The sequence below is a fragment of the Alcaligenes sp. HNGD-HTN06 genome, assembly GCF_049932565.1.
Classification (GTDB): domain Bacteria; phylum Pseudomonadota; class Gammaproteobacteria; order Burkholderiales; family Burkholderiaceae_B; genus Alcaligenes; species Alcaligenes ammonioxydans.
This window is the reverse complement of the sequence record NZ_CP187782.1, coordinates 1,995,923-2,017,999: the sequence shown is the minus strand read 5'-3', so window position 1 is coordinate 2,017,999 and position 22,077 is coordinate 1,995,923. Positions and strand designations below refer to the sequence as shown.

The following is a 22,077-nucleotide window of genomic DNA, read 5'->3' as shown; positions in this document are numbered from 1 at the left end:
GTCCTTGGGGAATGTTAGAACTGGGCGTCAATATCGATCATGTGGCGACGCTGCGCCAGCAGCGTCTGACCACCTACCCTGATCCTATTCAGGCCGCTTTGCGAGCAGAAGAAGCCGGAGCGGACCTGATTACCTTACACCTGCGTGAAGATCGGCGTCATATTCAGGATGCCGATGTCGAGGCCCTGCGCCCTGTGTTGCGCACCCGGATGAATCTGGAGTGCGCCATCACTACCGAAATGCTGGACATCGCTTGCCGTATCAAGCCGGATGATGTCTGCCTGGTTCCCGAGCACCGAGCCGAACTGACCACCGAAGGGGGGCTGGATGTACTGGGGCATCTGGATCAGGTCAGGGCAGCGGTTGAGCAGTTGCAGGCTGCGGGCATCCGTGTTTCGCTTTTCATTGACGCTGATCCCGCGCAAATTCGTGCTGCCAGTCAAGTGGGCGCCACGGTGATCGAGCTGCATACCGGCGCCTATGCGGATGCTCAAACGCCCGAGCAGGCTGCCAGCGAGCTGGAACGCATTCGTGCGGGTATCGCGCAAGGCGTCTCGCAAGGTTTGCGTGTGAATGCGGGTCATGGCCTGCATTACGGCAATGTCCAGGCCATCGCGGCGTTACCAGGTCTGGCTGAGCTCAATATTGGTCACGCCATTGTTGCGCAGGCTGTCTTTGATGGTTGGGAAAAAGCCGTGCGCGACATGAAAGCCTTGCTGGTACAAGCGGGCGCTCCTGCTCACGCCTGACCGAGCCCTGCCAGCCGGGCAGGGCATTCTTTACTGATTCTGGAAGCACTATGAGTACCATTGATTCCTTGTTGTCCCGACGTTCCATCAAGCTGGTGCAAGGCCCCGGCCCGAGCGAACAGGAGTTGGACCTGATTTTGCGCGCTGCCGTTTGCGCTCCCGATCATGGCCGTTTGCAGCCCTGGCGCTTTTGCCTGATTCGTGGTGAAAATGTACAGGCTTTGGGCGAGTTGGCGATTGCGGCTAACGAACGCGCGGGCACACCCTTGACCGAGCAGAAGGCGGCCAGCGTACGTGCCTGGTTGGCAAAAGTCCCTTTGCTGATTGCCGTGGCTAGCCACATCGATCATGGCGAGGAAAAAATTCCTGAGCTGGAGCGTGTTCTGGCAACGGGTGCTGCGGTTAGCAATATGCTGCATGCGGCTCACCAACTGGGTTTTGGAGCGTTCTGGAGCACGGGCCTGGGGACCTACGGTGAGGAAGTTCCTGAAGCCTTGGGCTTTGACTCCCTGGATTATCAGTTCCTGGGCTTTGTGTCGGTGGGTACGCCCATTCACACGCTAGGTCCTGCGCAACGTCCCGAGCCGCAGCAATTTGTGACGGAGTGGCGCGCGGCCTGAGCCCGAAGTCGGTGCGGCTGAGCAGCCCATCCAAGACACAAGAAGCAAAAGCCTGAACTCTCCTTGAGCTCAGGCTTTTTTGTGTTTGTGCGGGTGAAGGTGGCAAGTCGGCACAAGCGGTCAGAGTCCACGCTGTTTCAGCGGCGTAGATCGGCTTGGGGGAAGCCGCTTACCACCCGCCGGGGCCGATGTCTCAAAGCGGGCCTGCAGCGGATGCACGATTACTTCGGGGCGGCACGGCAGTCTTATCTGGCGTACTCGGGTTACAACAGCCGCCCTCCAGCCCATCCAGGATCGGACAGTCGGGATGCTGATCGCCCTGACATTGCTCGGCCAGGACACGCAGTTTGGCAGCCATATCCAGCAGCAAGGCCGCCCGGCTTTCCAGGTCCTGAATATGGGCTTGAGCCAACTGCTTGACCTCAGAGCTGGGGCGCTGCTGATTGCGCCACAGACTGGTCAGTTGTTGAATATCGGCCAGATTAAAACCCAGTTCTTTGGCGCGGACGATAAAGTGCAAGGTGTCCAGGTCCTGAGCCTGATAGATACGATAGCCGTTCGGAGCACGGACACTATTTACCAGGCCCAGATCCTCATAGTGCCGGATCATCTTGGGTGTCAGGCCGGTGAGGCGGGCCGCTTCACTAATCAGCATGGGCTTTCCTCTGGCAGTGCAAAAGGACTGCGTTATGATTAAACGGTTCAATTCTGCACATTGTAGAACGGGCTGTCGGACCGGTCATCTGGGCCCTGATAGCCTTGTTACACACTCAAGGAGCGGTTTATGAAGGAAATTCAGTGTGATGTTGCCGTGATCGGAGCGGGAACAGCGGGCATGACAGCGTATCGTACGGCTAAACGAGCTGGTAAACGAGTGCTGATGATCGAGTCTGGCCCGTATGGCACGATGTGTGCCCGGGTTGGCTGCATGCCCTCCAAACTGCTGATTGCGGCTGCGGATGCCGCCCATCATGCTCGTCACACCGCGCCTTTTGGGGTTCATGTGGATGGCGCAATCCGTATCGATGGAAAAGAGGTAATGGATCGCGTGCGTCGCGAGCGTGACCGTTTTGTGGGTTTTGTAGTGGAGGATGTGAACGGCTTTGATGAGAAGGACAAGATACGCGGCCACGCCCGTTTCTTGTCGGAGCACGTGCTGCAGGTGGATGAGCACACCCGCATCACGGCAGGGAGTGTGATTGTCGCTACGGGTTCCACGCCAGTGCGCCCGAAAGAGCTGGAGCCTTTGGGCGCCTTGCTGATCAGTAACGAGGACGTTTTTGATTGGACTGATTTGCCGCGCAGCGTGCTGGTAGTAGGGACGGGCGTGATCGGATTGGAGCTGGGGCAGGCTCTGGCTCGGCTGGGCGTTAATGTATCGATCATCAACCGCAGTCAGAGTCTGGCGGGACTGTCCGATCCGACAGTGCGCGAGGCTGGGCGGGCTATTTTCAGTCAGGAGCTCGATATCCGCGCGGACGTGACCGTGCTGGGTAGCGAAGTGGTCAATGGCAAGGCACGGGTGCATCTGAAGGTGGACGGTCAGGAACGTGTCGAAGATTATGATTATGTATTGGGAGCGGCCGGCCGCCGTCCTCAACTGGATGATCTGGGCCTGGAAAATACGCCTGCGCAATGGGACGACAAAGGCCGGGTGGTCTATGACATGACCAGCCTGCAGATCAAAGGAACCTCTATTTACCTTGCGGGTGATGTCAACCAGCGTGCACCTATCCTGCATGAAGCGGCTGACGATGGTCGCCTGGCGGCTTTGCAGGCCCTGAGCGAGGGGCAGGACGAGCCGATGGCTCGCCGGGCCCGTATGGCGGTCGTATTCAGCGATCCGCAGGTGGCCGTGGTGGGGACTCCCTTTAAATCACTTCCGCAAGGGGCCGTGACCGGTAGTGTGAACTTTGGTAATCAGGGACGGGCGCGGGTCATGCTGGTCAACCGTGGCTTGCTGCATGTGTATGCAGACCAGGACGGGGCATTTCTTGGGGCTGAGATGGTGGGGCCTCAAGCAGAGCATATTGCCCATTTATTAGCCTGGTCATTGCAGATGGGGCTGACGCTGGACCAGATGCTGGCCATGCCTTTCTATCATCCCGTACTGGAAGAGGGCTTGCGTACAGCCTTGCGCCAGGCACAGTCTGCGTTGCGAGGCCAATAACTCAGGGGTTGGCGGGTCGGCCAGCAGTGGTTTGCCGGCCTGTCAGGCAGAGAGCGTGGGCATGTCTGCGTTTGTTCACCAGGTCGTGCCCGTAGTGGAATCGCCAGAAAGACGAAGCCCCCTCTTGAAGGGGGCTTTTTCAAGGTAGCAGACTTCGCACACCCTCTGCCAGAACCTGTACCGACTCCGTATCCGGTGCCAGATAGCGCGCCCTGCCTTGCTGATCGAAGATATATACGCCACGGCTGTGCGAGACTTCGTAGTTCTCCGGCGCCTTGGGGGCTGGTTTTTCGATCTGGTATGCCACCCGATAACGCCGGGCGAGGTCTGCAATCTGCTTTTCTGAACCGGTCAGTCCCGTCGTGTGCTTGCCATCAAAGGCGGCCACGTAGCGGGCCAGTGCATCCGGGGTGTCGCGGTGCGGGTCCACGCTGACAAATAGGATGCGCACCTGCTCAGCCTTGTCTCCCAGAGCGTCCATGACGGCACCTAACTGGGCCAGGGTAGTGGGACAGACATCGGGGCAACTGGCATAACCAAAAAACATCATGACGACTTTATCTTTGAAGTCATCCTGAGTGAGTGTTTTGGGACCAGCGGCTTGTAGGGAAAAGCGCAGATCGGGCAGGAAGCCCCGTACGGGATGCAGATTGGCAGCAGTCGCGCTGCCAAGCAGGAGCAAGCTCAGCGCCAGTGTCAGACCATATTGCTTAAACAAGACAAGAATGGGGTTTACTGGGCTGGGCCGCATCCGGCTGGCTGTCATGAGCGTCCTCTGGGTTTAGGCGGGCTCGGGTGTGAGCCCGCTGTGACGGAGCAGGGCGGTGATGGAAGGGTCTCGACCTCGGAAAGCACGGAAGGAGTCGGCAGCGGGACGCTCGCCCCCCACGGACAAAATCTCGCGCCAGAAGCGATGGCCGGTATTGCTATCGAGGGTATCACGCGCCCCATCCGAATGGGTATAGGCTTTTTCCTCAAAGGCCGAGTAGGCATCGGCAGACAGGACTTCGGCCCATTTGTAACTGTAGTAACCCGCGCCATAGCCACCCGCAAACAAGTGCGAGAACTGATGCGGGAAGCGGTGCCACTCTGGCGGAAACAGCACGGCCACTTCCTGACGTACCTGATCCAGAATCTCCATGACGGCATCGATGTCCAGACCGCTGTCGCGCGAATGGATCAACATGTCGAATAGGGAAAACTCGAGCTGACGCACCATTTGCATGCCGCTTTGGAAGTTGCGGGCTTGATTGAGCTTGTTGTAGAGCGCGCGCGGCAGATGCTCGCCCGTTTCCACGTGGGCGGTCAGCATCTGGACGACAGGCCACTCCCAACAAAAGTTTTCCATAAACTGCGAAGGCAGTTCGATGGCGTCCCATTCCACGGCGGAGAAGGCCGACGCTGCTGGATCGTCCACGCGTGAGAGCAAGGCATGCAAGGCGTGGCCCGACTCGTGAAACAGGGTGATTACATCATCATGCGTCAGCAGGGCCGGGCGACCTGCCTGGGGTTCGGCAAAATTGCACACCAGATAGGCGATCGGCAGACACAGTTGCTCACCCAGGCGGCGGCGACTGCGTTCGCTATCGACCCAGGCCCCCCCTTGTTTGCCTTGACGGGCGTGCAGGTCCATATACAGGTAGCCCAAGGTTTTGCCATCCGAGGCAAGAACTTCAAATGGACGCACGGCAGGATGCCATACGGGGACGTCGCTGGCGCGCAAGGTCACATCAAACAGGCGCTGAATGACCTTGAACAGGCCGTTGAGAACAGCAGGCTCGGTAAAGTACTGTTTGACCTCATCTTCCGAGTAGGCGTAGCGCTGTTCACGCAGGCGCTCAGAGCAAAAGGGGACATCCCAGGCTTGCAGATTGTCCAGACCCAGCTCTTTCTGGGCAAAGGCCTGCAACTCGTCCAGATCTTGACGCGCGTAGGGGCGTGCTTTGGCCGCCAGGTCGCGCAAAAAGCCCATCACCTGTTCGGGAGTGTCGGCCATGCGGGTTTCCAGACGCATATGGGCGTAGCTGGCAAAACCGAGCAGGCTGGCTTCCTGAGCACGCAGCCTCAGCAGGGTTTCGATGGCCTGGGAGTTATCGAATTGCGCATCCCCCTGATCGGAGGCAATGGTGGTGTAGGCCCGGTACATCCGCTCGCGCAAGGCCTGATTGCGGGCGTACTGCATGACGGGCAGGTAACACGGCATTTTCAGTGTCAGACGCCAGCCTTGCTGATCGTTCTCTTGAGCGGCGCGTTGGGCTGCGGCCAGCACATCGTCCGGGATGCCGTCCAGCTCAGCCTGATCGGTGACCAGGTAATGCCACTGATCAATGGCATCCAGTACGTGCTCGGAGAACTGCTGCGAGGTTTGCGCCAGTTCCTCGGAAATGCGGGCGTAGTCCTCACGAGCCTGACCTTCCAGTTGTACGCCGCTCAGGCGGAAATCGCGCAGGGCCAGGGTAATGATGCGTTGGCGCTGAGGTGTCAGGGCCGCAAAGGCCGGGCTGTCTGCCAGGGCCTGATAGCGTAGAAATAAAGGTCGGTTCAAGCCCACCCAGGTCGAGAACTCGCTCATGCGCGGCAGGCACTGGTTGTAGACGGCCCGCAGTTCAGGCGTGTTGATAACCGAATTCAGGTGACCGGCTACCGACCAGGCGCGATACAAAGTCTCGGTGGCGTCCGTGATGGGCTCGACGATGTTGTCCCAGCTGGGTTCGCTATCGTCGTTGGAGACTGTCTCTACGGCTTGGCGGGCCAGGGCCAGCAGTTGGTCCACCGCCTGCTCGATGTGTTCGGGCTGGATGGCGGGATAGTCAATAAGGCTGTCGATAGGAACCAGTAAGGGATTTGTCGTCATAAACCGTTGAATAAATTAAAGACTGATGGTGGCCGAGCGTTCGGCCGCTTCCAAGGTGTTGACCAGCAGCATGGCAATGGTCATGGGGCCGACGCCACCGGGCACGGGCGTAATGGCCGAGGCCACTTCGCTGGCACTGGCAAAGTCCACGTCACCGCACAGCTTGCCGTCGGGACCGCGGTTGATGCCCACGTCGATCACCACGGCACCGGGCTTGACCATATCACCGGTAATGATGCCGGGGCGGCCTACAGCCGCGACCAGCACATCGGCGCGGCGGGTCTGAGCGGCCAGATCACGTGTCTTGGAGTTGCACAGGGTGACCGTAGCGCCCGCCGCCAGCAAGAGCATGGCCATGGGTTTGCCCACGATATTGCTGGCGCCAACAACGACGGCCTCTGCACCGCGCAAGGCCACGTTTTCCGACTCCAGCATTTTCATCACGCCATAGGGCGTGCAGGGAGCAAATAGAGGTTTGCCGGTCATGAGCATGCCCGCGTTGCTGACGTGAAAGCCGTCCACGTCCTTGTGGGGAGCAATGGTTTCGATCACTTTATGCTCGTCCAGATGGGCGGGCAGGGGCAGCTGGACCAAAATGCCGTGTACCGAGCTGTCCTGATTCAGGCGCTTAATCAGTGCGAGCAGTTCCGTTTCGCTGGTATCTGCAGGCAGGCGGATGATGTCGGACTTCAGGCCGGCGGCTTCACATGCCAGGCCCTTGTTGCGCACATAGACTTGCGAGGCGGGATCTTCCCCGACCAGCACCACGGTCAGGCCTGCCTGGATGCCGTGAGTCTGCTTGAGTTTGGCAACACGTTCTGCAACGTCCGCCTTGATGGCGGTGGACAGCTTTTTTCCATCAATAATACGAGCACTCATTTACACGTCCTCGGACTTGGTGAGGGCGATTTTCATGAGGTCGGCAACCGTAGTGACTTCCAGTTTTTCCATGATATTGGCGCGATGCGCTTCGACAGTTTTAATGCTGATGTTCAAGTCCCCGGCAATTTGCTTGTTCAGGCGACCGGCAACAATGCGCTCCAGCACTTGTTGCTCGCGCGCTGTCAGGCGGCCCAGGACTTCTTGTTGATCTTTTTGCGCCTGCGCCTGCGAGGCGCGAGCGGTAGCCTGTTCAATCATGCGGCTTACGATGGTGCGCAGATCGGCTTCGTTAAAGGGTTTTTCCAGAAAGTCGACCGCGCCTTTCTTCATGGTGCTCACGGCCATGGGGACATCACCGTGACCGGTAATGAACACGATCGGGATAGTGGATTTGCGGGCAATCAGCGCTTCCTGGAGCTCCAGGCCGCTCATGCCGGGCATGCGCACGTCCACGATCAGCACGGCCACCTGGGCCGGGTCGTACGCACCCAGAAACTCTTCGCCCGATGCAAAGCAGCGGACCCGGTAGCCGTTGGCTTCCAGTAGCCAGCGCAAGGAGTCCCGTACGGCTTCGTCGTCATCGACTACGTAGATGGTGCATGGCATTTGCGGGCTGGTCATTCGGGTATCTCCAGTTTGTTATCAAGGGTGTCCGCTACATCGGGCGCTGCACAAGGTAGACTGAAACGAAAGATCGTTCCACCCTCGGGATTGCCGACTGCCCACAGGCGGCCGTGATGCGATTCAATAATTGTGCGGCAGATGTTCAGGCCCATCCCAAGGCCTTCGGACTTGGTACTGTAAAACGGTTCAAAGAGGCGCTCGGGATCTTTCAGGCCATGACCACGGTCGATGACAGCCATCTCCAAAAGCGATTCTTGTTGGGTAATCACCAATTGAAGCACATGATGCTCGCTGTGTTCCATGGCTTCGATCCCATTTTTGAGCAGGTTCAATAATACCTGTTCTATGAGAATGGGGTCGGCAATGACGTCTGGAACGGGATCGGGGATGCTCAGTTCGATTTCGATCTGGCGTTTGCGGGCGTCAATTTCTGCAAAGCCCACGGCATTTTCCACAATGCGCATGACTTTGACGCGCGTGCGGCGCGGCTCGCTGCGTTTGACGAACTCGCGGATGCGGCTGATGATCTTGCCGGCCCGTTCGGCCTGCTGGGCCGCTTTTTCCAAGGCAGCCAGCAAGGTCTCGGGCTGGTAGCGGCCTGACTTGAGCATGGCAACCGCGCCCATGCTGTAGTTGTTGATGGCCGTCAGCGGCTGATTCAATTCGTGGGCCAGCGAGGAGGCCATCTCGCCCATCGTGGTCAGACGGCTGGTCAGCTGAACTTTTTCCTGTTGAATGCGCGAAGCCTCTTCGTGTTTGCGTCGGTCGGTAATATCGCGTGCCACTTGCAAACGCACACGGCGGCCATCGGTCCAGGCCAGCATACGATGGTGGACCTCGAACCAGCGGGCCGCTGATTCAGAATAAATTTCCACGGTCTCGTCCGTGAAGCGACCGAGACGCCCTCCCAGCAGTTCGGCATGGCCGTTGGACTGGGCGCCAAAGAAGCGTCGATAAGTGCGATTGGCAAACAGCAGCTCCAGGCCCTCGGAGGTATCGGCGACCACGGAAATGGCATCATCCAGACCCTCCAGTACGGTCATGAAGCGTTCGTGAGCGGCGGTCAGGGCTTCACGGATACGTTTGGGTTCGGTAATGTCGGTCATGGAAGTCATCCAGCCGATCTGCTCTCCGTTGGGGGCGCGCAAAGGCGAGACGTACATGCGGGCGGTAAAACGCGATCCGTCCCGTCGCTGGGCTTCCACTTCCAGTCCGCTGCTGGGGGTTCGTCCGGACAAGAGCAAATCCAGCGTTTCCTGGTGCTGCTGATGACGACCGGGCAACCAGTAGGGGAAAGGGGCGGTGCGACCGACCAGATCGGCCTCGTTCCAGCCAATCATTCTGCAAAACGCAGGGTTGACATAGGCAATGCGGCCTTGCATGTCAAAGACGCGCATCCCCGTGGACATGGAATTTTCCATGGCGCGTCGAAACCCGGTCTCGGCTGTCTGGGCGGCCTCGGCGTGGGTGCGAAAGCGGGTATAGCGCCACAAGGCCAGCAGGCTGACCACAATGACCAATGACAGGGCCAGAATCACCATCATCAAACGCTGCTGACGCGTTTCCTGATCGATGGTCACAAACATGACGCTGTCGTTTTGCAGACGTTGCAGCCAGAGAAATACCCCCATGACACAGAGGTAAAGAAACAGCACGACAACCGGCGTCAGCCAATAGAATCCACGCCGGTTCTGCTTGGCCTGATCGTAGAAGGTTGAAGGGATCAGAGACTTTTTAGGATGAGTGGCCATAACTGCACGAAAAGAAGTATGGCTGGATTGTAATGTAGGGCTATTTTTTTTAGTGATATTTCGTATTATGAAAACACATACCATAAAATGAAATTTTGCTTGAGCGTTTCTAGGTTCTTTCCTAGAATGGGTTGGTGCAGGCGTACCCCGCCTTGAACGCTCACAGTCCGCAATACCCGCTTCGGTCAGGATCGCTTTACTTCTCAGGAGATGGGCGGCTCAGCGTCGAGCAAGACCGGACTACTACCACATATATGGAGACACTATATGTCCTCAACCCAAGACAATAGTTCGGCTCAGGTCAGTCAAGACCAGGCCCTAGAAACAAAAGAGTGGCTTGACGCCCTGGAAGCGGTGGTGGACCGTGAAGGCCCGGCCCGCGCTCACGAGCTTATTGAAAAGCTGATTGATCTGGCCCGTCGTTCTGGCGCCCATATTCCGTTCTCGCCCAACACGGCGTATGTGAACACGATTCCTCCCGGTCTGGAACCTGCGCACCCTGGCAACCTCGCTCTGGAAGAGCGCATTCGTTCCTACATTCGCTGGAACGCCATGGCCATGGTGGTGCGTGCCAACCGCGAAACCCCTCCTGATGGGGGTGGTCTGGGCGGTCACATTGCGTCCTTTGCCTCCTTGGCGACCATGATTGGTTGCGGTCAGAACCATTTCTGGCACGCCGAGACCGAAGATCACGGCGGCGACATGGTGTTTTTCCAGGGCCATTCCTCGCCCGGTATCTACGCCCGCGCTTTCATGGAAGGCCGGATTAGCGAAGATCAGTTGAACAACTTCCGTCAGGAAGTGGACGGCAAAGGCTTGCCGTCTTACCCGCATCCCAAGTTGATGCCCGAATTCTGGCAGTTCCCCACGGTATCCATGGGTCTGGGCCCATTGATGGCCATTTACCAGGCCCGTTTCCTGAAGTATCTGCATGCCCGCGGCATTGCCGATACCAGTGGCCGTAAAGTCTGGGTGTTCCTGGGCGACGGCGAGATGGACGAACCTGAATCCCTGGGTGCAATTGGTCTGGCTGCCCGTGAAAAGCTGGACAACCTGATTTTCATCGTGAACTGCAACCTGCAGCGACTGGACGGCCCTGTGCGTGGCAACGGCAAGATCATCCAGGAACTGGAAGGAACCTTCCGGGGCGCTGGCTGGAACGTGCTCAAGCTGATCTGGGGCGGTTACTGGGACCCGTTGCTGGCGCGCGACAAGGAAGGCATCTTGCGCAAGGTCATGGAAGAAACCGTGGACGGCGAGTACCAGGCGTACAAAGCCAACGACGGTGCCTATGTTCGTGAGCACTTCTTTGGCAAGCATCCTAAGCTGCTGGAGATGGTCAGCCGCATGAGCGATGAGGACATCTGGCGCCTGAACCGCGGCGGTCATGATCCTCACAAGGTGTATGCGGCGTTTGACGCTGCCACCAAGCACGAAGGTCAGCCTACCGTTATTCTGGCCAAGACGATCAAGGGCTATGGCATGGGCCACGTTGGCCAGGCCAAGAACCCTTCGCACCAGCAAAAGAGCCTGGATCTGGACGCTGTGCGCGAGTTCCGCGACCGTTTCAATATTCCGGTACCCGATGACAAGCTCGAAGAACTGCCGTACTTCAAGCCTGCTGACGACTCGCCTGAAATGCAGTATTTGCACGCTCGTCGCAAGGCCTTGGGCGGCTACCTGCCCAAGCGTCGCACCAAGGCTGATGAACAGTTGACCGTGCCGACCCTGGAGGCGTTCAAACCTATGCTGGAGCCCACCGCCGAAGGCCGTGAGATCTCCACGACGCAAGCATTTGTCCGTTTCCTGAATACCTTGCTGCGCGACAAGCAGGTCGGTCCGCGTGCGGTGCCCATCCTGGCTGACGAATCGCGTACCTTTGGTATGGAAGGTCTGTTCCGTCAAATCGGCATTTATGCGCCGGAAGGCCAGAAGTACACCCCGGTCGATAAAGATCAGGTCATGTACTACCGCGAAACGGCCAATGGTCAGTTGTTGCAGGAAGGGATTAACGAGCAGGGTGCATTCAGCTCCTGGATTGCGGCTGCCACGTCGTACTCCAACAACAACCGCATCATGATCCCGTTCTTCATCTACTACTCGATGTTCGGCTTCCAGCGCTTTGGCGATCTGGCCTGGGCAGCGGGTGATATGAAAGCCCGTGGTTTCGTGCTGGGCGGTACCGCCGGTCGCACCACGTTGAATGGCGAAGGTCTGCAGCACGAAGATGGCCACAGCCATATTCAGTCCTCGCTGATTCCCAACTGCGTGTCTTACGACCCGACCTTCGCGCACGAAGTGGCGGTGATCATGCAGCACGGTCTGAAGCGCATGGTTCAGGATCAGGAAGACGTGTACTACTACGTCACCTTGATGAACGAGAACTACGCCCAGCCCGGTCTGGTCGAGGGTGACGAAGAAGGCATCCTGCGTGGCATGTACAAATTCAAATCGGTCGCTGAGGACGCCAAGCTGCGCGTTCAGCTGATGGGTTCGGGCACGATTTTGCGTGAAGTGATTGCAGCACAAGAGCTGCTGGAAAAAGACTGGGGCATTGGCTCTGATGTGTGGAGCGTGACCAGCTTTACCGAATTGCGCCGCAATGGTCTGGACTGCGAGCGTGAAGCTTTGCTCAACCCTGAAGGCAAGGACCTGCCCGTACCGTACGTGACGGCCCAACTGGCCAAAACCGATGGCCCCATCGTGGTCTCGACCGACTACGTCAAGGCTTTTGGCGACCAGATTCGTCCTTTCGTGCCCAAAGATCGTACCTTCAAGGTGCTGGGTACCGATGGTTTCGGTCGTTCCGACTACCGCTTCAAGTTGCGTGAGCACTTTGAGGTTGACCGTCACTTTGTGGTGTTGGCCGCGTTGCGCGCACTGGCTGAAGAGGGCAAGGTTCCGTTCAGCAAAGCGTCCGAGGCCATTGCCAAGTACGGCATCAATCCTTCCAAGGCCAACCCGCAGCACGCATAAGGGACTGAACCATGAGCAATATCATTCAAGTCAAAATCCCGGATATCGGTGCTGACGACGCAGTCGAAGTGATCGAAATCCTGGTCAAGGAAGGCGAGACCATCGAGGTCGAGCAAAGCCTGATTACCGTGGAGTCCGACAAGGCTTCCATGGAGATTCCCTCGTCCGACGCGGGCGTGGTCAAGTCGATCAAGGTCAAGCTGGGCGACAAGGTTAAGGAAGGCAGTCTGGTCCTGGAACTGGAAGCCGCCGAAGGCGCGCAGGCCGCGCCTGCTGCTGAGTCTGCCAAGGCCGACGCTGCTCCTGCTGCTCAAGCTGAAGCGGCGCCTGCCGCTGCCGCGGCAGCTCCCGCCGGTGGCGAGCAGCAAGTGACCGTGCAGGTTCCTGATATCGGCGACGCTCGCGATGTGGACGTCATTGAAATCATGGTGCAGGTGGGTGACACCGTTGAGGTGGATCAAAGCCTGATTACCGTGGAGTCGGACAAGGCCTCCATGGAAGTGCCGTCTTCCCACGCTGGCGTGGTGACCGCCATCAAGGTCAAGCTGGGTGACAAGGTCAGCCAGGGCAGCGACATCCTGGAGTTGACGGTGCAAGGTAACGCCGCAGCGCCTGCGCCAGCCAAAGCCGAGGCCGCCCCCGCTCCCAAGGCCGAAGCGGCACCCGCTGCAGCAGCTTCTGCTGCCAGCTCTTCGGTGGTGGTGGGTGCGGGTGCTCCCGCCCCAGAGCGTGTTTCGCCTACTGCAGCGTTTGCGGATGCCGAAGTTTCCTTGCGCAATCTTCCCCATGCGTCGCCCAGCGTTCGCAAGTTCGCTCGCGAACTGGGCGTGGATCTGGCCAAGGTCCATGGCTCCGGCGACAAAGGCCGGATTACGGCGGACGACGTGCGCGGCTTTGTCAAGCAGGTCATGGCGGGCGGTGCCGCTTCGGTTACCGCTGCCGGTACTGCTGCCCAGGTCGGTGGTCTGGACGTGTTGGCCTGGCCCAAGGTGGACTTTGCCAAATTTGGTCCTGTCGAAACCCAAGCCCTGTCGCGCATCAAGAAAATCTCGGGTGCCAACCTGCATCGCAACTGGGTCATGATTCCGCATGTCACCAATAACGATCTGGCTGACATCACGTCGCTGGAAGCGTTGCGCAAAGAGCTGAACGAGGAATACAAGAAGTCCGGCGCTCGCGTCACCATGCTGGCTTTCGTCATCAAGGCTGCCGTGGCTGCCCTGAAGAAATTCCCCGAGTTCAATGCGTCGCTGGACGGCGACAATCTGGTGCTCAAGCAGTACTACCACATCGGCTTTGCCGCTGATACGCCTAACGGTCTGGTTGTGCCTGTCATCCGTGATGCCGACAAGAAAGGCATTCTGGATATCGCGCGTGAAACAGGCGAACTGGCCGCCGCGGCCCGTGACGGCAAGTTGAGCGCAGCTCAGATGCAGGGCGGTTGCTTCACCATTTCTTCGCTGGGCGGTATTGGCGGCACGGACTTCACACCCATCATCAATGCGCCAGAAGTGGCCATTCTGGGTCTGTCGCGCTCCTCCATACAGCCAGTCTGGAATGGCAAGGAGTTCGAGCCACGCTTGATGTTGCCGCTGTCCCTGTCCTACGACCACCGTGTTATTGATGGTGCCTCTGCCGCCCGTTTCAATGCCTTCCTGGCAACGATGCTGGCTGACTTCCGTCGCATCGCATTGTAAGGAGTTGTCATGAGTCTGATTGATCTGACGGTCCCGGATATCGGTGACTCCGGCGAGGTGGATGTTATCGAAGTGCTGGTGCAGGTCGGTGATACGGTCGAAGTCGAGCAAAGCTTGATCACCGTGGAGTCCGACAAGGCCTCCATGGAAATTCCTGCCGCTCAGGCAGGGGTGATCAAGGAATTGCTGGTCAAAGTGGGTGACAAGGTCTCCCAGGGGTCGGCCATTGCCAAGATCGAAGTAGCGGAGGGCCAGGCGGCCCCCGCTGCAGCACCCGCCAAACAGGAAACACCTAAAGCAGCGGCTCCTGCCGCTGCCGCTCCGGCCGCGGCACCTGCTCCGCAGGCTGCCAGCCATCAGGGTGCTGCGGATGATTCCGTGGATGTGGTCGTTCTGGGCGCGGGCCCGGGCGGTTACAACGCGGCTTTCCGTGCCGCTGACCTGGGCCTGAAAGTGGCTCTGGTCGAACGCTACAGCACCCTGGGTGGTGTGTGTCTGAACGTGGGTTGTATTCCTTCCAAGGCCTTGCTGCATACCGTAGCGGTCTACGAGGAAGCCAAGTCCCTGGCAACACACGGCATCAAGTTCGGTGAAGCGCAAATCGACATCGACGCGCTGCGCGACTACAAGAACAAGGTGATCGGCAAGCTGACCGGTGGTCTGGCCGGTATGGCCAAGGGCCGCAAGGTGCAGGTTGTGGTCGGTAACGGCCAGTTCCTGGACCCCAATCACATCGAAGTGACCGCCAACGACGGCACCAAGAAAGTGATCAAGTTCGCTTCGGCCATTATTGCGGCCGGTAGCCAGTCGGTAAAACTGCCGTTCCTGCCCGACGATCCACGCGTAGTGGACTCCACCGGCGCGCTGGAACTGAAGTCTGTGCCCAAGCGCATGCTGATCGTGGGTGGTGGCATCATCGGTCTGGAAATGGGTACGGTGTACTCGGCGCTGGGCGCACGCCTGGACGTGGTGGAAATGCAGACTGGCCTGATGCCGGGCGCAGACCGCGACGTGGTCAAGGTGTGGGAGAAGATGAACAAGCACCGCTTCGACCACATGATGCTGGAAACCAGCACGGTGGCTGCCGAAGCTCGTGATGATGGCATCTGGGTGACATTTGAAGGCAAGAATGCGCCAGCCGAGCCGCAGCGTTACGATCTGGTTCTGCAAGCCGTGGGCCGCTCGCCCAATGGCAAGAAAATTGGTGCTGAGAAAGCGGGCGTACATGTCACCGACCGTGGCTTCATTCCGGTTGACAAGCAACAGCGCACCAACGTGCCACATATCTACGCCATTGGCGATATCGTGGGGCAGCCCATGCTGGCACACAAGGCCGAGCATGAAGCGCACGTGGCCGCTGAAGTCATCGCCGGCGAGAAATCCTTCTTTGATGCTCGTGTGATTCCTTCGGTGGCCTACACCGATCCGGAAATCGCCTGGGTGGGTCTGACCGAAGATCAGGCGAAAAAAGACGGTATCAAGGTCGAGAAGGGCGTGTTCCCCTGGGCTGCGTCTGGTCGTGCCATTGCCAACAACCGCGATGAAGGCTTTACCAAGGTTCTGTTCGATGCGGAAACCCACCGTATCGTGGGTGGCGGCATTGTCGGTACCAATGCAGGCGAGCTGATCGGTGAACTGGTGCTGGCCATCGAAATGGGGGTGGACCCGGTCGATCTGGCCAAATCCATTCACCCGCACCCCACCTTGTGCGAGTCGGTCAGCAAGGCTGCGGCCGTCGCTGAAGGGACGTGCACGGACTTGCCGCCAACACGTCGCAAGTAATACCAGTATTCGCCTGATAGTTAAGGCGTATTGGCTCACGGCAGGTGCTATCATCAGCGCCTGCCGTTTTTATTTTGTAATTGGTGTTGTCCATGACTCATCCTGTTCTGAAAGCCGACTCTTCGCTAAGCGACTGGCTGTCCTATTTGGAAACCTTGCATCCGTCGACCATCGACCTGGGTCTGGGCCGGATTCGCGAGGTTGCCCAACGTCTGAACATCAAATTGGATGGTGTGGTCATCACCGTGGGTGGTACCAATGGCAAAGGGTCGACCTGTGCCATGCTGGAAGCGATTCTGCTGGCCGCGGCCTACAAAGGAGGGGTGTACGCCTCCCCGCATCTGGTGCGTTATAACGAGCGCATCCGCTTAAATGGCGAGATGGCGGAGGACGCGCAGATCACGGCGCAGTTTGCTCGTATCAACGAAGCCCGTGGTGATCTGACGCTCACCTATTTTGAGTTTTCCACGCTGGCTGCCTTGATGCTGTTCCAGGAGCAGCGTGTGGACGTGGCGGTGCTGGAAGTCGGTCTGGGCGGGCGTTTGGACGCCGTCAATATCGTGGATGCCGACTGTTCGATCATTACCAGCATTGATATTGATCACGCAGAATACCTGGGCAATACCCGCGAGCAGGTGGCTTGGGAAAAAGCCCATATTTTCCGTCCCGGTCGTCCCGCCATTTGCGCCGATCCAGTGCCACCACAGACCATGCTGGATTACGCCCAGGAGATTGGCGCCGAACTCTGGTTGTTTGGCAAGGATTTCAACTACTCCGGCGACCGCCAGCAATGGGCGTATGGCGGGCGTAGTCAACGACGGGCTGCCTTGGCCTATCCGGCCCTGCGTGGCGCCAATCAGCTGCTCAATGCGTCTGCCGCCCTGGCGGCGCTGGAGTCCTTGCATCCTCGTTTGGCCGTCCCTGCCCAGGCGGTGCGTGCGGGCTTGCTGCGTGCGCATATGCCGGGACGTTTCCAGATTCAGCCAGGTCAGCCTTGTGTCATTTTCGATGTGGCGCATAATCCGCATGCTGCTGCCGCTCTGGCGCAGAACCTGGACAATATGCCTCCTTACCCCAAGACAATTGCCGTTGTGGGTATGTACAAGGACAAGGATGTGGATGGCGTCATCGCACGTCTGGCAAGCCGTATTGACCACTGGATGTGCGCCAGCCTGGAAGGGCCGCGCAGCCTGTCGGGTCACGAGTTGGCGGAGCATGTGCGTACCGTTCTGGCCAGCGATCAGATGCCTGCTGATGTGTTGGCACCTGAAGCGGAAAGCAGCGGGCATCGACCCGGTGTGCGCCCTGTTGCGCGTGCTTCGGTCAGTAAAGCGTCAGCGGTCGTATCCAGTTACAACAGTCCCCGGCTCGCTTACGAGGCGGCATTAAAAGAGGCCGGTGACAATGATAGAATTGTCGTGTTTGGCTCGTTTGCGACAGTAGGGCCGATTCTTGAAGCCGCAAACGAGCGCACATCTTCCTGATTATCGGCAAGACTGCTTATTTCATAGGTCTAGGGCTCATGGGTTTATTTTCACGTAACGATACTTCCTCATCGTCGGGTCGCCGCTCCAGTGCTTCCAGCGATTCACAATTATCGGAACTGCGTGGACGGGCTCGTCGCCGTCTGATCGGTGCGCTGGCGCTGGTGCTGGCCGTGGTGGTGCTGGTGCCCATGCTGACTGCTGACAAAACTCCGCCCGAGCCGGAACAGTCGCTGGCGCTGGGCCCGATTACTCAGCCCGCAGGGCAGGGTACGACGCAGACTCGCTCTGGCGAGCTGGTGGTGCAGGAAAACACGCCCACCCCGGTGATTGAGCAGCCCGACGAACCCTTGGTCGCCGACCCTGCTACCAGTAGCGATGGTGGACTGGCCGTGGTCGATCCCGGCTTGCAAACCGATCCGGCCCAGACTGGCACGCCTGCTGTGCCAGCGCCTGAGACTAGCCCTCCAGAGCCCGTCAAGCCCGTGGAAAAACCCAAGCCTGTTGAAAAACCCAAGCCAGCTCCCGCCCCGGCTCAAAACGGTCGTACGGATGATGGTTCGTATGCCTTGGCTCTGCTGGAGGGGCGTGTACCCAACAAGCCTGCGCCTGCCGCTAAACCGGCCGCGCAACAAGGCAACTTCATTTTGCAGATTGTCGCTTACTCCAATCAGAACGATGCCCAGTCGCGCCGTGATCAACTGGTATCGGCCGGTGTGACCAATGCCTATGTGGAGACAGCGCAAAGCGGTGGCAAACCAACCTATCGTTTGCGCGTGGGGCCATTCCCTACGCGCGAAGCGGCTCAGGCGGCCCAGGCGCGCTTGCGTTCGCTCGGTTATGAGAACAGCTTTATCTCGGCTAAGTGAGCAGCTTCGACTATATCGTCCTTGGAATTGTGGGTGTGTCAGGCCTGCTGGGCCTGATACGCGGATTGATCAAGGAAGTGCTTTCGCTCAGCGCCTATTTGCTGGCTTTCATGGCCGCAATCTGGTGGGGGCCACGCACATCAGGCTGGATACAAGTCTGGGTAGAAAACGGCTTATTACGTACGGCTTTGGCTTACGGAGCCGTTTTTTTTATGGTCTTGCTGCTGGTGGGGCTGTTGAACATGCTGCTGGCCAGCTTGATCGAGCAAACGGGGCTGACGCCTGCCGACCATGGTTTGGGCGGCCTGTTTGGCGTGGCCCGTGGCGTGCTGCTGGTGCTGATATTGGTCATCCTGGCCGGGCATACCGATTTACCTAAAGAGCCGTGGTGGGAGCAGGCCAAGCTGGCTGAACCTGCAATCCGCGCGGTGCAGTCGATTAAGGCCATGCTGCCGCCGTCTTTGGCAGAATGGCTACCTTATTGAGAACACACTAACGGGAACCAATCATGTGTGGAGTTGTAGGGGTTGTTGCGCGCAGCCCTGTAAATCAGTTGATCTATGACAGTTTGCTCTTGCTGCAGCACCGTGGGCAGGATGCCGCGGGGCTGGCGACCTGGCACGACCAGTTCTTCAGCATGCACAAGGCATTTGGCCTGGTGCGGGACGTATTCCGTACTCGCAACATGCGCTCCTTGCCCGGCAATAGTGGTATTGGCCATGTGCGCTACCCCACGGCCGGCTCCAGCCAGAGCGTGGAGGAGGCGCAACCTTTTTACGTGAACGCCCCCTTTGGTCTGAGCTTTGTGCATAACGGCAATCTGACCAATTGGCGTGAGCTGCGTGAAGAACTGTTCACCATTGATCGTCGCCACATCAACACCAACTCGGACTCCGAGGTTCTGCTGAATGTGTATGCGCACGAGTTGCAGCGTGCCGCTACCGGCCCTGAACTCTCTCAGGACGAAGTGTTTGAGGCCGTGGCTGCCGTGCATCGTCGTGCCCGGGGCGCCTATGCGGTGGTGTCGCAAATCGCGAACTTCGGTCTGGTTGCCTTTCGTGACCCGAACGGGATTCGTCCCTTGTGCCTGGGTCGCAACGTGACCCCGAAGGGTGAAGAATGGATGATCGCCTCCGAGTCCGTAGCCCTGACGGGTTGCGGTTTCGAGCTCGTCCGTGATGTGGAGCCCGGCGAGGCCATCATCGTGGATCTGGACGGTAATCTCAGCAGCCGTCAGTGCGCCGAGAACCCACGCCTGAATCCCTGTGTCTTTGAATACGTGTATTTTGCTCGTCCTGACTCCACGGTCGACGGCGTATCGGTTTATGACGCCCGCTTGTTAATGGGTGAGTACCTGGCCGAGAATGTCGCCAAGAACCTGCGTCTGGCCGATATTGATGTCGTCATGCCTATCCCTGACTCGGCCCGTCCATCGGCCATGCAGTTGGCGGCTCACTTGAACCTGAACTACCGCGAAGGGTTTATCAAAAACCGTTACGTGGGCCGTACCTTCATCATGCCCGGTCAGGAAGTGCGCAAGAAGTCGGTGCGTCAGAAACTGAGCGCCATTCCCATGGAGTTCCGTGGCAAGAATGTGCTGTTGGTGGATGACTCCATCGTGCGTGGCACAACCAGCCGTCAGATCGTGGATATGGCCCGTGCCGCGGGCGCAAACAAGGTGTTTTTTGCGTCGGCCGCGCCACCGGTTCGCTTCCCGAACGTTTACGGCATTGATATGCCTACGGTTTCTGAGCTGATCGCCACTGGTCGCGATGTGGACCAGGTTGCCAAGGAAATTGGGGTGGACGGACTGGTCTATCAGGACCTGCACGACCTGGAGCAATCACTGCGTGATCTGAATCCCCGCTTTGCTGGATTTGAGTCTTCCTGCTTTAGTGGCGACTACGTAACTGGCGATGTGGATGAGGCATATTTGAATCTGTTGGCGGAAGGTCGTAAAAGTGGCCGTGATGTTCCGGATGTGACCGATTAAGCGGATGCCCGCTCGTTGGAGAAAAGCCCGCTCTAAAGCGGGCTTTTTCTATTCCCTGTTCCGGATGCCTTGCGTGTAGGGTGATGTAAATTTTTCTTGTTCGCCAGTAGTGCGCCTGCTTCTTTGGCTTGGTGTTATGTGCTTGGCGTCACGGGCCCCTAATAGGCCTATTTTCGCTTTTGGGGATTGCTAGGCTCTGACAGGGGTATGGAATCGAGCGCAGCACTTTGCGCGTTCATAGGAGTGCTACGGTTATCCACCCGATGTGCCGATTGACACCGTAGCCGTGGTGCGTAGAGCTGAACTGGGCTGTGCTTTGCTGTGCTTGTGTCAAGGGCAATGCGCTTTGAAAAAAGCCCTGCAAGACTGCAGGGCTTTTCAGGAGGGCTGGCTGTATCAAGCACGGCGTCGCGTGAGCAGGGTCAGCAGCAAGCCCAGCCCCAATAGCACAAACAGTCCCAGGCCCCAGTAGGCATATTCAATGCCCAGCAGGTCTTGACGGGCATCCATGCAGGAGGCGTAAATGCCAAACAGCCAGGGCAGGCTGCTTTCCAGGCCGGACTGGGTGATGAAACGGTCCGCAAAGGTCTGGTCGCAGCTGAATAAATGCTGTGCGACCGAAACCTGATACCAGGCCGCCAGCACACCGCCCACGCTCGTCGCCAACCCTAGCAGGCTGAACAAGGTGGCGCTGCCCGAATGGCCGAGCTGACGCAGGACGCCGGCCACCAGGCTACATAGACCCAGCACAATGAAAATCAGACGTTGCAGTACGCACCAGGCGCAAGGCGGGATGCTAAAGACGTGCTGCGATAGCAGGGCGATACCCACACCTGCGAAGGCGAGCAGGGCAATCAGATAAAAGGGTGCAGCGGACTGGCGGAAAGAGGCGGCCATGGTATCAAGATGCATTTAAAGAATGGAAGGTGGATGCTTCGTGCAGCAAACCCAGGAAAAGTTCATGGAAACCGGCCCAGGTAATCTGCACGCCCAGGCACAACAGGATGAAGGCGGATAGACGCATCACGACAGCCGTGCCATTTTTACCCAGTTTGTATAAAAACTGGGAGGCAAAGCGCAGGGCCAGAAACACGATGACGCTGGCTGCGGCAATCGCCGGTAAGGCCCCCGCGAGCTTGCTCATGGTGCCGGTGACCGAGTTGTCGTGCAAGGTCGCGCCGACCGTGAGCGCCGCCGATAGCGAGCCAGGGCCGCACAGCATGGGAAAAGTCAGTGGATAGAAGGCTTTGGAGCGAATCTGCTCCCAGGAATAGGACTCGGCCATGTTCTGGGCATGGGCCGCGTCAAAGTCCGAGGCATTGATCAGGCGCCAGGCGGTGCCGATCACCAGCAGGCCCCCGCCAATGCGAATGATAGGCAGGGAAATGCCAAAAAAGTTCAGCACGATATTGCCAGCGACCATTGCAATGGCCAGCATGATGAAGATGTTGACGGCCACTTTTTTGGCCAGGCGGGCACGATCGGGCACGCTGGCGCCTTCGGTCAGCGTCAGAAAAATAGGAGCGGCCGCAGGCGGGTTGAGCATGGGCAAGAGCGTGGCCAATGCAAACAGGAAGCTGCGGCTGACATCGGCGAATACGGAGGAGAGTTCCATTAAAGGGGGCG

At 58.5% G+C, this 22,077-nt stretch carries 18 protein-coding genes; 10 read left to right on the top strand and 8 right to left on the bottom strand.

What is annotated here, in order from left to right; all coding sequences use genetic code 11:
• Nucleotides 1-11: 11 nt before the first annotated feature.
• Both pdxJ and ACOZ42_RS09135 read left to right on the top strand, forming a co-directional pair.
• Nucleotides 12-749: a pyridoxine 5'-phosphate synthase gene (gene pdxJ, locus ACOZ42_RS09140; RefSeq protein ID WP_003799697.1), complete on the top strand. Its 738-nt coding sequence runs from the start codon at nucleotides 12-14 to the stop codon at nucleotides 747-749.
• A 50-nt stretch (nucleotides 750-799) separates the two neighbouring features.
• Nucleotides 800-1,369: a nitroreductase family protein gene (locus ACOZ42_RS09135; RefSeq protein ID WP_059317587.1), complete on the top strand. Its 570-nt coding sequence runs from the start codon at nucleotides 800-802 to the stop codon at nucleotides 1,367-1,369.
• A gap of 193 nt (nucleotides 1,370-1,562) precedes the next feature.
• On the opposite strand, the gene ACOZ42_RS09130 is transcribed toward ACOZ42_RS09135, so the two are convergent.
• Entirely contained in the window at nucleotides 1,563-2,024 is a 462-nt protein-coding gene (locus tag ACOZ42_RS09130) for a MerR family transcriptional regulator (RefSeq protein ID WP_426345058.1), read from the bottom strand.
• 129 nt (nucleotides 2,025-2,153) lie between these two features.
• Here ACOZ42_RS09130 and ACOZ42_RS09125 point away from each other — a divergent pair, with 129 nt between their 5' ends.
• On the top strand, nucleotides 2,154-3,539 hold the full coding sequence (locus ACOZ42_RS09125; RefSeq protein WP_426345057.1) for a dihydrolipoyl dehydrogenase: 1,386 nt from the start codon (nucleotides 2,154-2,156) through the stop codon (nucleotides 3,537-3,539).
• Nucleotides 3,540-3,678: 139 nt separating this feature from the next.
• Here ACOZ42_RS09125 and ACOZ42_RS09120 read toward each other — a convergent pair whose 3' ends face one another.
• From ACOZ42_RS09120 to ACOZ42_RS09100, 5 genes are read right to left on the bottom strand one after another with little or no spacing between them, the layout of a single operon-like run.
• Entirely contained in the window at nucleotides 3,679-4,290 is a 612-nt protein-coding gene (locus ACOZ42_RS09120; protein WP_426345846.1) for an SCO family protein, read from the bottom strand.
• 30 nt (nucleotides 4,291-4,320) lie between these two features.
• Complete coding sequence (locus ACOZ42_RS09115; RefSeq protein ID WP_059317591.1) at nucleotides 4,321-6,393, bottom strand: M3 family metallopeptidase; 2,073 nt, start codon at nucleotides 6,391-6,393, stop codon at nucleotides 4,321-4,323.
• A 15-nt stretch (nucleotides 6,394-6,408) separates the two neighbouring features.
• The gene (gene folD / locus ACOZ42_RS09110; RefSeq protein WP_003799710.1) at nucleotides 6,409-7,272 is read right to left on the bottom strand and encodes a bifunctional methylenetetrahydrofolate dehydrogenase/methenyltetrahydrofolate cyclohydrolase FolD; all 864 of its coding nucleotides are present in this window, start codon (nucleotides 7,270-7,272) and stop codon (nucleotides 6,409-6,411) included.
• Nucleotides 7,273-7,896, bottom strand: a complete 624-nt coding sequence (locus ACOZ42_RS09105; RefSeq protein WP_003799711.1) for a response regulator transcription factor — start codon at nucleotides 7,894-7,896, stop codon at nucleotides 7,273-7,275. It lies immediately after the preceding gene.
• Nucleotides 7,893-9,650: a PAS domain-containing sensor histidine kinase gene (locus tag ACOZ42_RS09100; protein WP_003799713.1), complete on the bottom strand. Its 1,758-nt coding sequence runs from the start codon at nucleotides 9,648-9,650 to the stop codon at nucleotides 7,893-7,895. Before ACOZ42_RS09100 ends, ACOZ42_RS09105 begins: the two co-directional genes overlap by 4 nt.
• A gap of 267 nt (nucleotides 9,651-9,917) precedes the next feature.
• Here ACOZ42_RS09100 and aceE point away from each other — a divergent pair, with 267 nt between their 5' ends.
• The 7 genes from aceE to purF all read left to right on the top strand — a co-directional run bounded on the left by aceE (nucleotide 9,918) and on the right by purF (nucleotide 20,451).
• On the top strand, nucleotides 9,918-12,626 hold the full coding sequence (gene aceE, locus ACOZ42_RS09095) for a pyruvate dehydrogenase (acetyl-transferring), homodimeric type (RefSeq protein ID WP_003799716.1): 2,709 nt from the start codon (nucleotides 9,918-9,920) through the stop codon (nucleotides 12,624-12,626).
• A gap of 11 nt (nucleotides 12,627-12,637) precedes the next feature.
• Nucleotides 12,638-14,323: a dihydrolipoyllysine-residue acetyltransferase gene (gene aceF / locus ACOZ42_RS09090; protein WP_426345056.1), complete on the top strand. Its 1,686-nt coding sequence runs from the start codon at nucleotides 12,638-12,640 to the stop codon at nucleotides 14,321-14,323.
• A 9-nt stretch (nucleotides 14,324-14,332) separates the two neighbouring features.
• The gene (lpdA, locus tag ACOZ42_RS09085) at nucleotides 14,333-16,105 is read left to right on the top strand and encodes a dihydrolipoyl dehydrogenase (protein ID WP_003799719.1); all 1,773 of its coding nucleotides are present in this window, start codon (nucleotides 14,333-14,335) and stop codon (nucleotides 16,103-16,105) included.
• A gap of 86 nt (nucleotides 16,106-16,191) precedes the next feature.
• The gene (folC, locus tag ACOZ42_RS09080; RefSeq protein ID WP_426345055.1) at nucleotides 16,192-17,589 is read left to right on the top strand and encodes a bifunctional tetrahydrofolate synthase/dihydrofolate synthase; all 1,398 of its coding nucleotides are present in this window, start codon (nucleotides 16,192-16,194) and stop codon (nucleotides 17,587-17,589) included.
• A 38-nt stretch (nucleotides 17,590-17,627) separates the two neighbouring features.
• Nucleotides 17,628-18,458, top strand: a complete 831-nt coding sequence (locus ACOZ42_RS09075) for an SPOR domain-containing protein (protein WP_426345054.1) — start codon at nucleotides 17,628-17,630, stop codon at nucleotides 18,456-18,458.
• Nucleotides 18,455-18,943 (top strand): CvpA family protein, encoded by a 489-nt coding sequence (locus ACOZ42_RS09070; RefSeq protein WP_003799724.1) that lies wholly within the window; start codon nucleotides 18,455-18,457, stop codon nucleotides 18,941-18,943. Before ACOZ42_RS09075 ends, ACOZ42_RS09070 begins: the two co-directional genes overlap by 4 nt.
• 23 nt (nucleotides 18,944-18,966) lie before the next feature.
• Nucleotides 18,967-20,451 (top strand): amidophosphoribosyltransferase, encoded by a 1,485-nt coding sequence (gene purF / locus ACOZ42_RS09065; protein WP_059317595.1) that lies wholly within the window; start codon nucleotides 18,967-18,969, stop codon nucleotides 20,449-20,451.
• A 396-nt stretch (nucleotides 20,452-20,847) separates the two neighbouring features.
• On the opposite strand, the gene ACOZ42_RS09060 is transcribed toward purF, so the two are convergent.
• Nucleotides 20,848-21,348: a disulfide bond formation protein B gene (locus tag ACOZ42_RS09060; RefSeq protein WP_426345053.1), complete on the bottom strand. Its 501-nt coding sequence runs from the start codon at nucleotides 21,346-21,348 to the stop codon at nucleotides 20,848-20,850.
• Between the two features lie 4 nt (nucleotides 21,349-21,352).
• The gene (locus ACOZ42_RS09055; RefSeq protein ID WP_003799729.1) at nucleotides 21,353-22,066 is read right to left on the bottom strand and encodes a MarC family protein; all 714 of its coding nucleotides are present in this window, start codon (nucleotides 22,064-22,066) and stop codon (nucleotides 21,353-21,355) included.
• Nucleotides 22,067-22,077: the final 11 nt, after the last annotated feature.

Bases quoted from the DNA above. Each gene is read 5' to 3' on its own strand.
- ACOZ42_RS09105 (WP_003799711.1), bottom strand. From the start codon at position 7,896: ATGACCAGCCCGCAAATGCCATGCACCATCTACGTAGTCGATGACGAC.
- aceF (WP_426345056.1), top strand. From the start codon at position 12,638: ATGAGCAATATCATTCAAGTCAAAATCCCGGATATCGGTGCTGACGAC.
- ACOZ42_RS09075 (WP_426345054.1), top strand. From the start codon at position 17,628: ATGGGTTTATTTTCACGTAACGATACTTCCTCATCGTCGGGTCGCCGC.
- ACOZ42_RS09100 (WP_003799713.1), bottom strand. From the start codon at position 9,650: ATGGCCACTCATCCTAAAAAGTCTCTGATCCCTTCAACCTTCTACGAT.
- pdxJ (WP_003799697.1), top strand. From the start codon at position 12: ATGTTAGAACTGGGCGTCAATATCGATCATGTGGCGACGCTGCGCCAG.
- purF (WP_059317595.1), top strand. From the start codon at position 18,967: ATGTGTGGAGTTGTAGGGGTTGTTGCGCGCAGCCCTGTAAATCAGTTG.
- ACOZ42_RS09125 (WP_426345057.1), top strand. From the start codon at position 2,154: ATGAAGGAAATTCAGTGTGATGTTGCCGTGATCGGAGCGGGAACAGCG.
- ACOZ42_RS09060 (WP_426345053.1), bottom strand. From the start codon at position 21,348: ATGGCCGCCTCTTTCCGCCAGTCCGCTGCACCCTTTTATCTGATTGCC.
- lpdA (WP_003799719.1), top strand. From the start codon at position 14,333: ATGAGTCTGATTGATCTGACGGTCCCGGATATCGGTGACTCCGGCGAG.
- ACOZ42_RS09115 (WP_059317591.1), bottom strand. From the start codon at position 6,393: ATGACGACAAATCCCTTACTGGTTCCTATCGACAGCCTTATTGACTAT.
- aceE (WP_003799716.1), top strand. From the start codon at position 9,918: ATGTCCTCAACCCAAGACAATAGTTCGGCTCAGGTCAGTCAAGACCAG.
- ACOZ42_RS09120 (WP_426345846.1), bottom strand. From the start codon at position 4,290: ATGCGGCCCAGCCCAGTAAACCCCATTCTTGTCTTGTTTAAGCAATAT.
- folD (WP_003799710.1), bottom strand. From the start codon at position 7,272: ATGAGTGCTCGTATTATTGATGGAAAAAAGCTGTCCACCGCCATCAAG.
- ACOZ42_RS09130 (WP_426345058.1), bottom strand. From the start codon at position 2,024: ATGCTGATTAGTGAAGCGGCCCGCCTCACCGGCCTGACACCCAAGATG.
- ACOZ42_RS09135 (WP_059317587.1), top strand. From the start codon at position 800: ATGAGTACCATTGATTCCTTGTTGTCCCGACGTTCCATCAAGCTGGTG.
- ACOZ42_RS09055 (WP_003799729.1), bottom strand. From the start codon at position 22,066: ATGGAACTCTCCTCCGTATTCGCCGATGTCAGCCGCAGCTTCCTGTTT.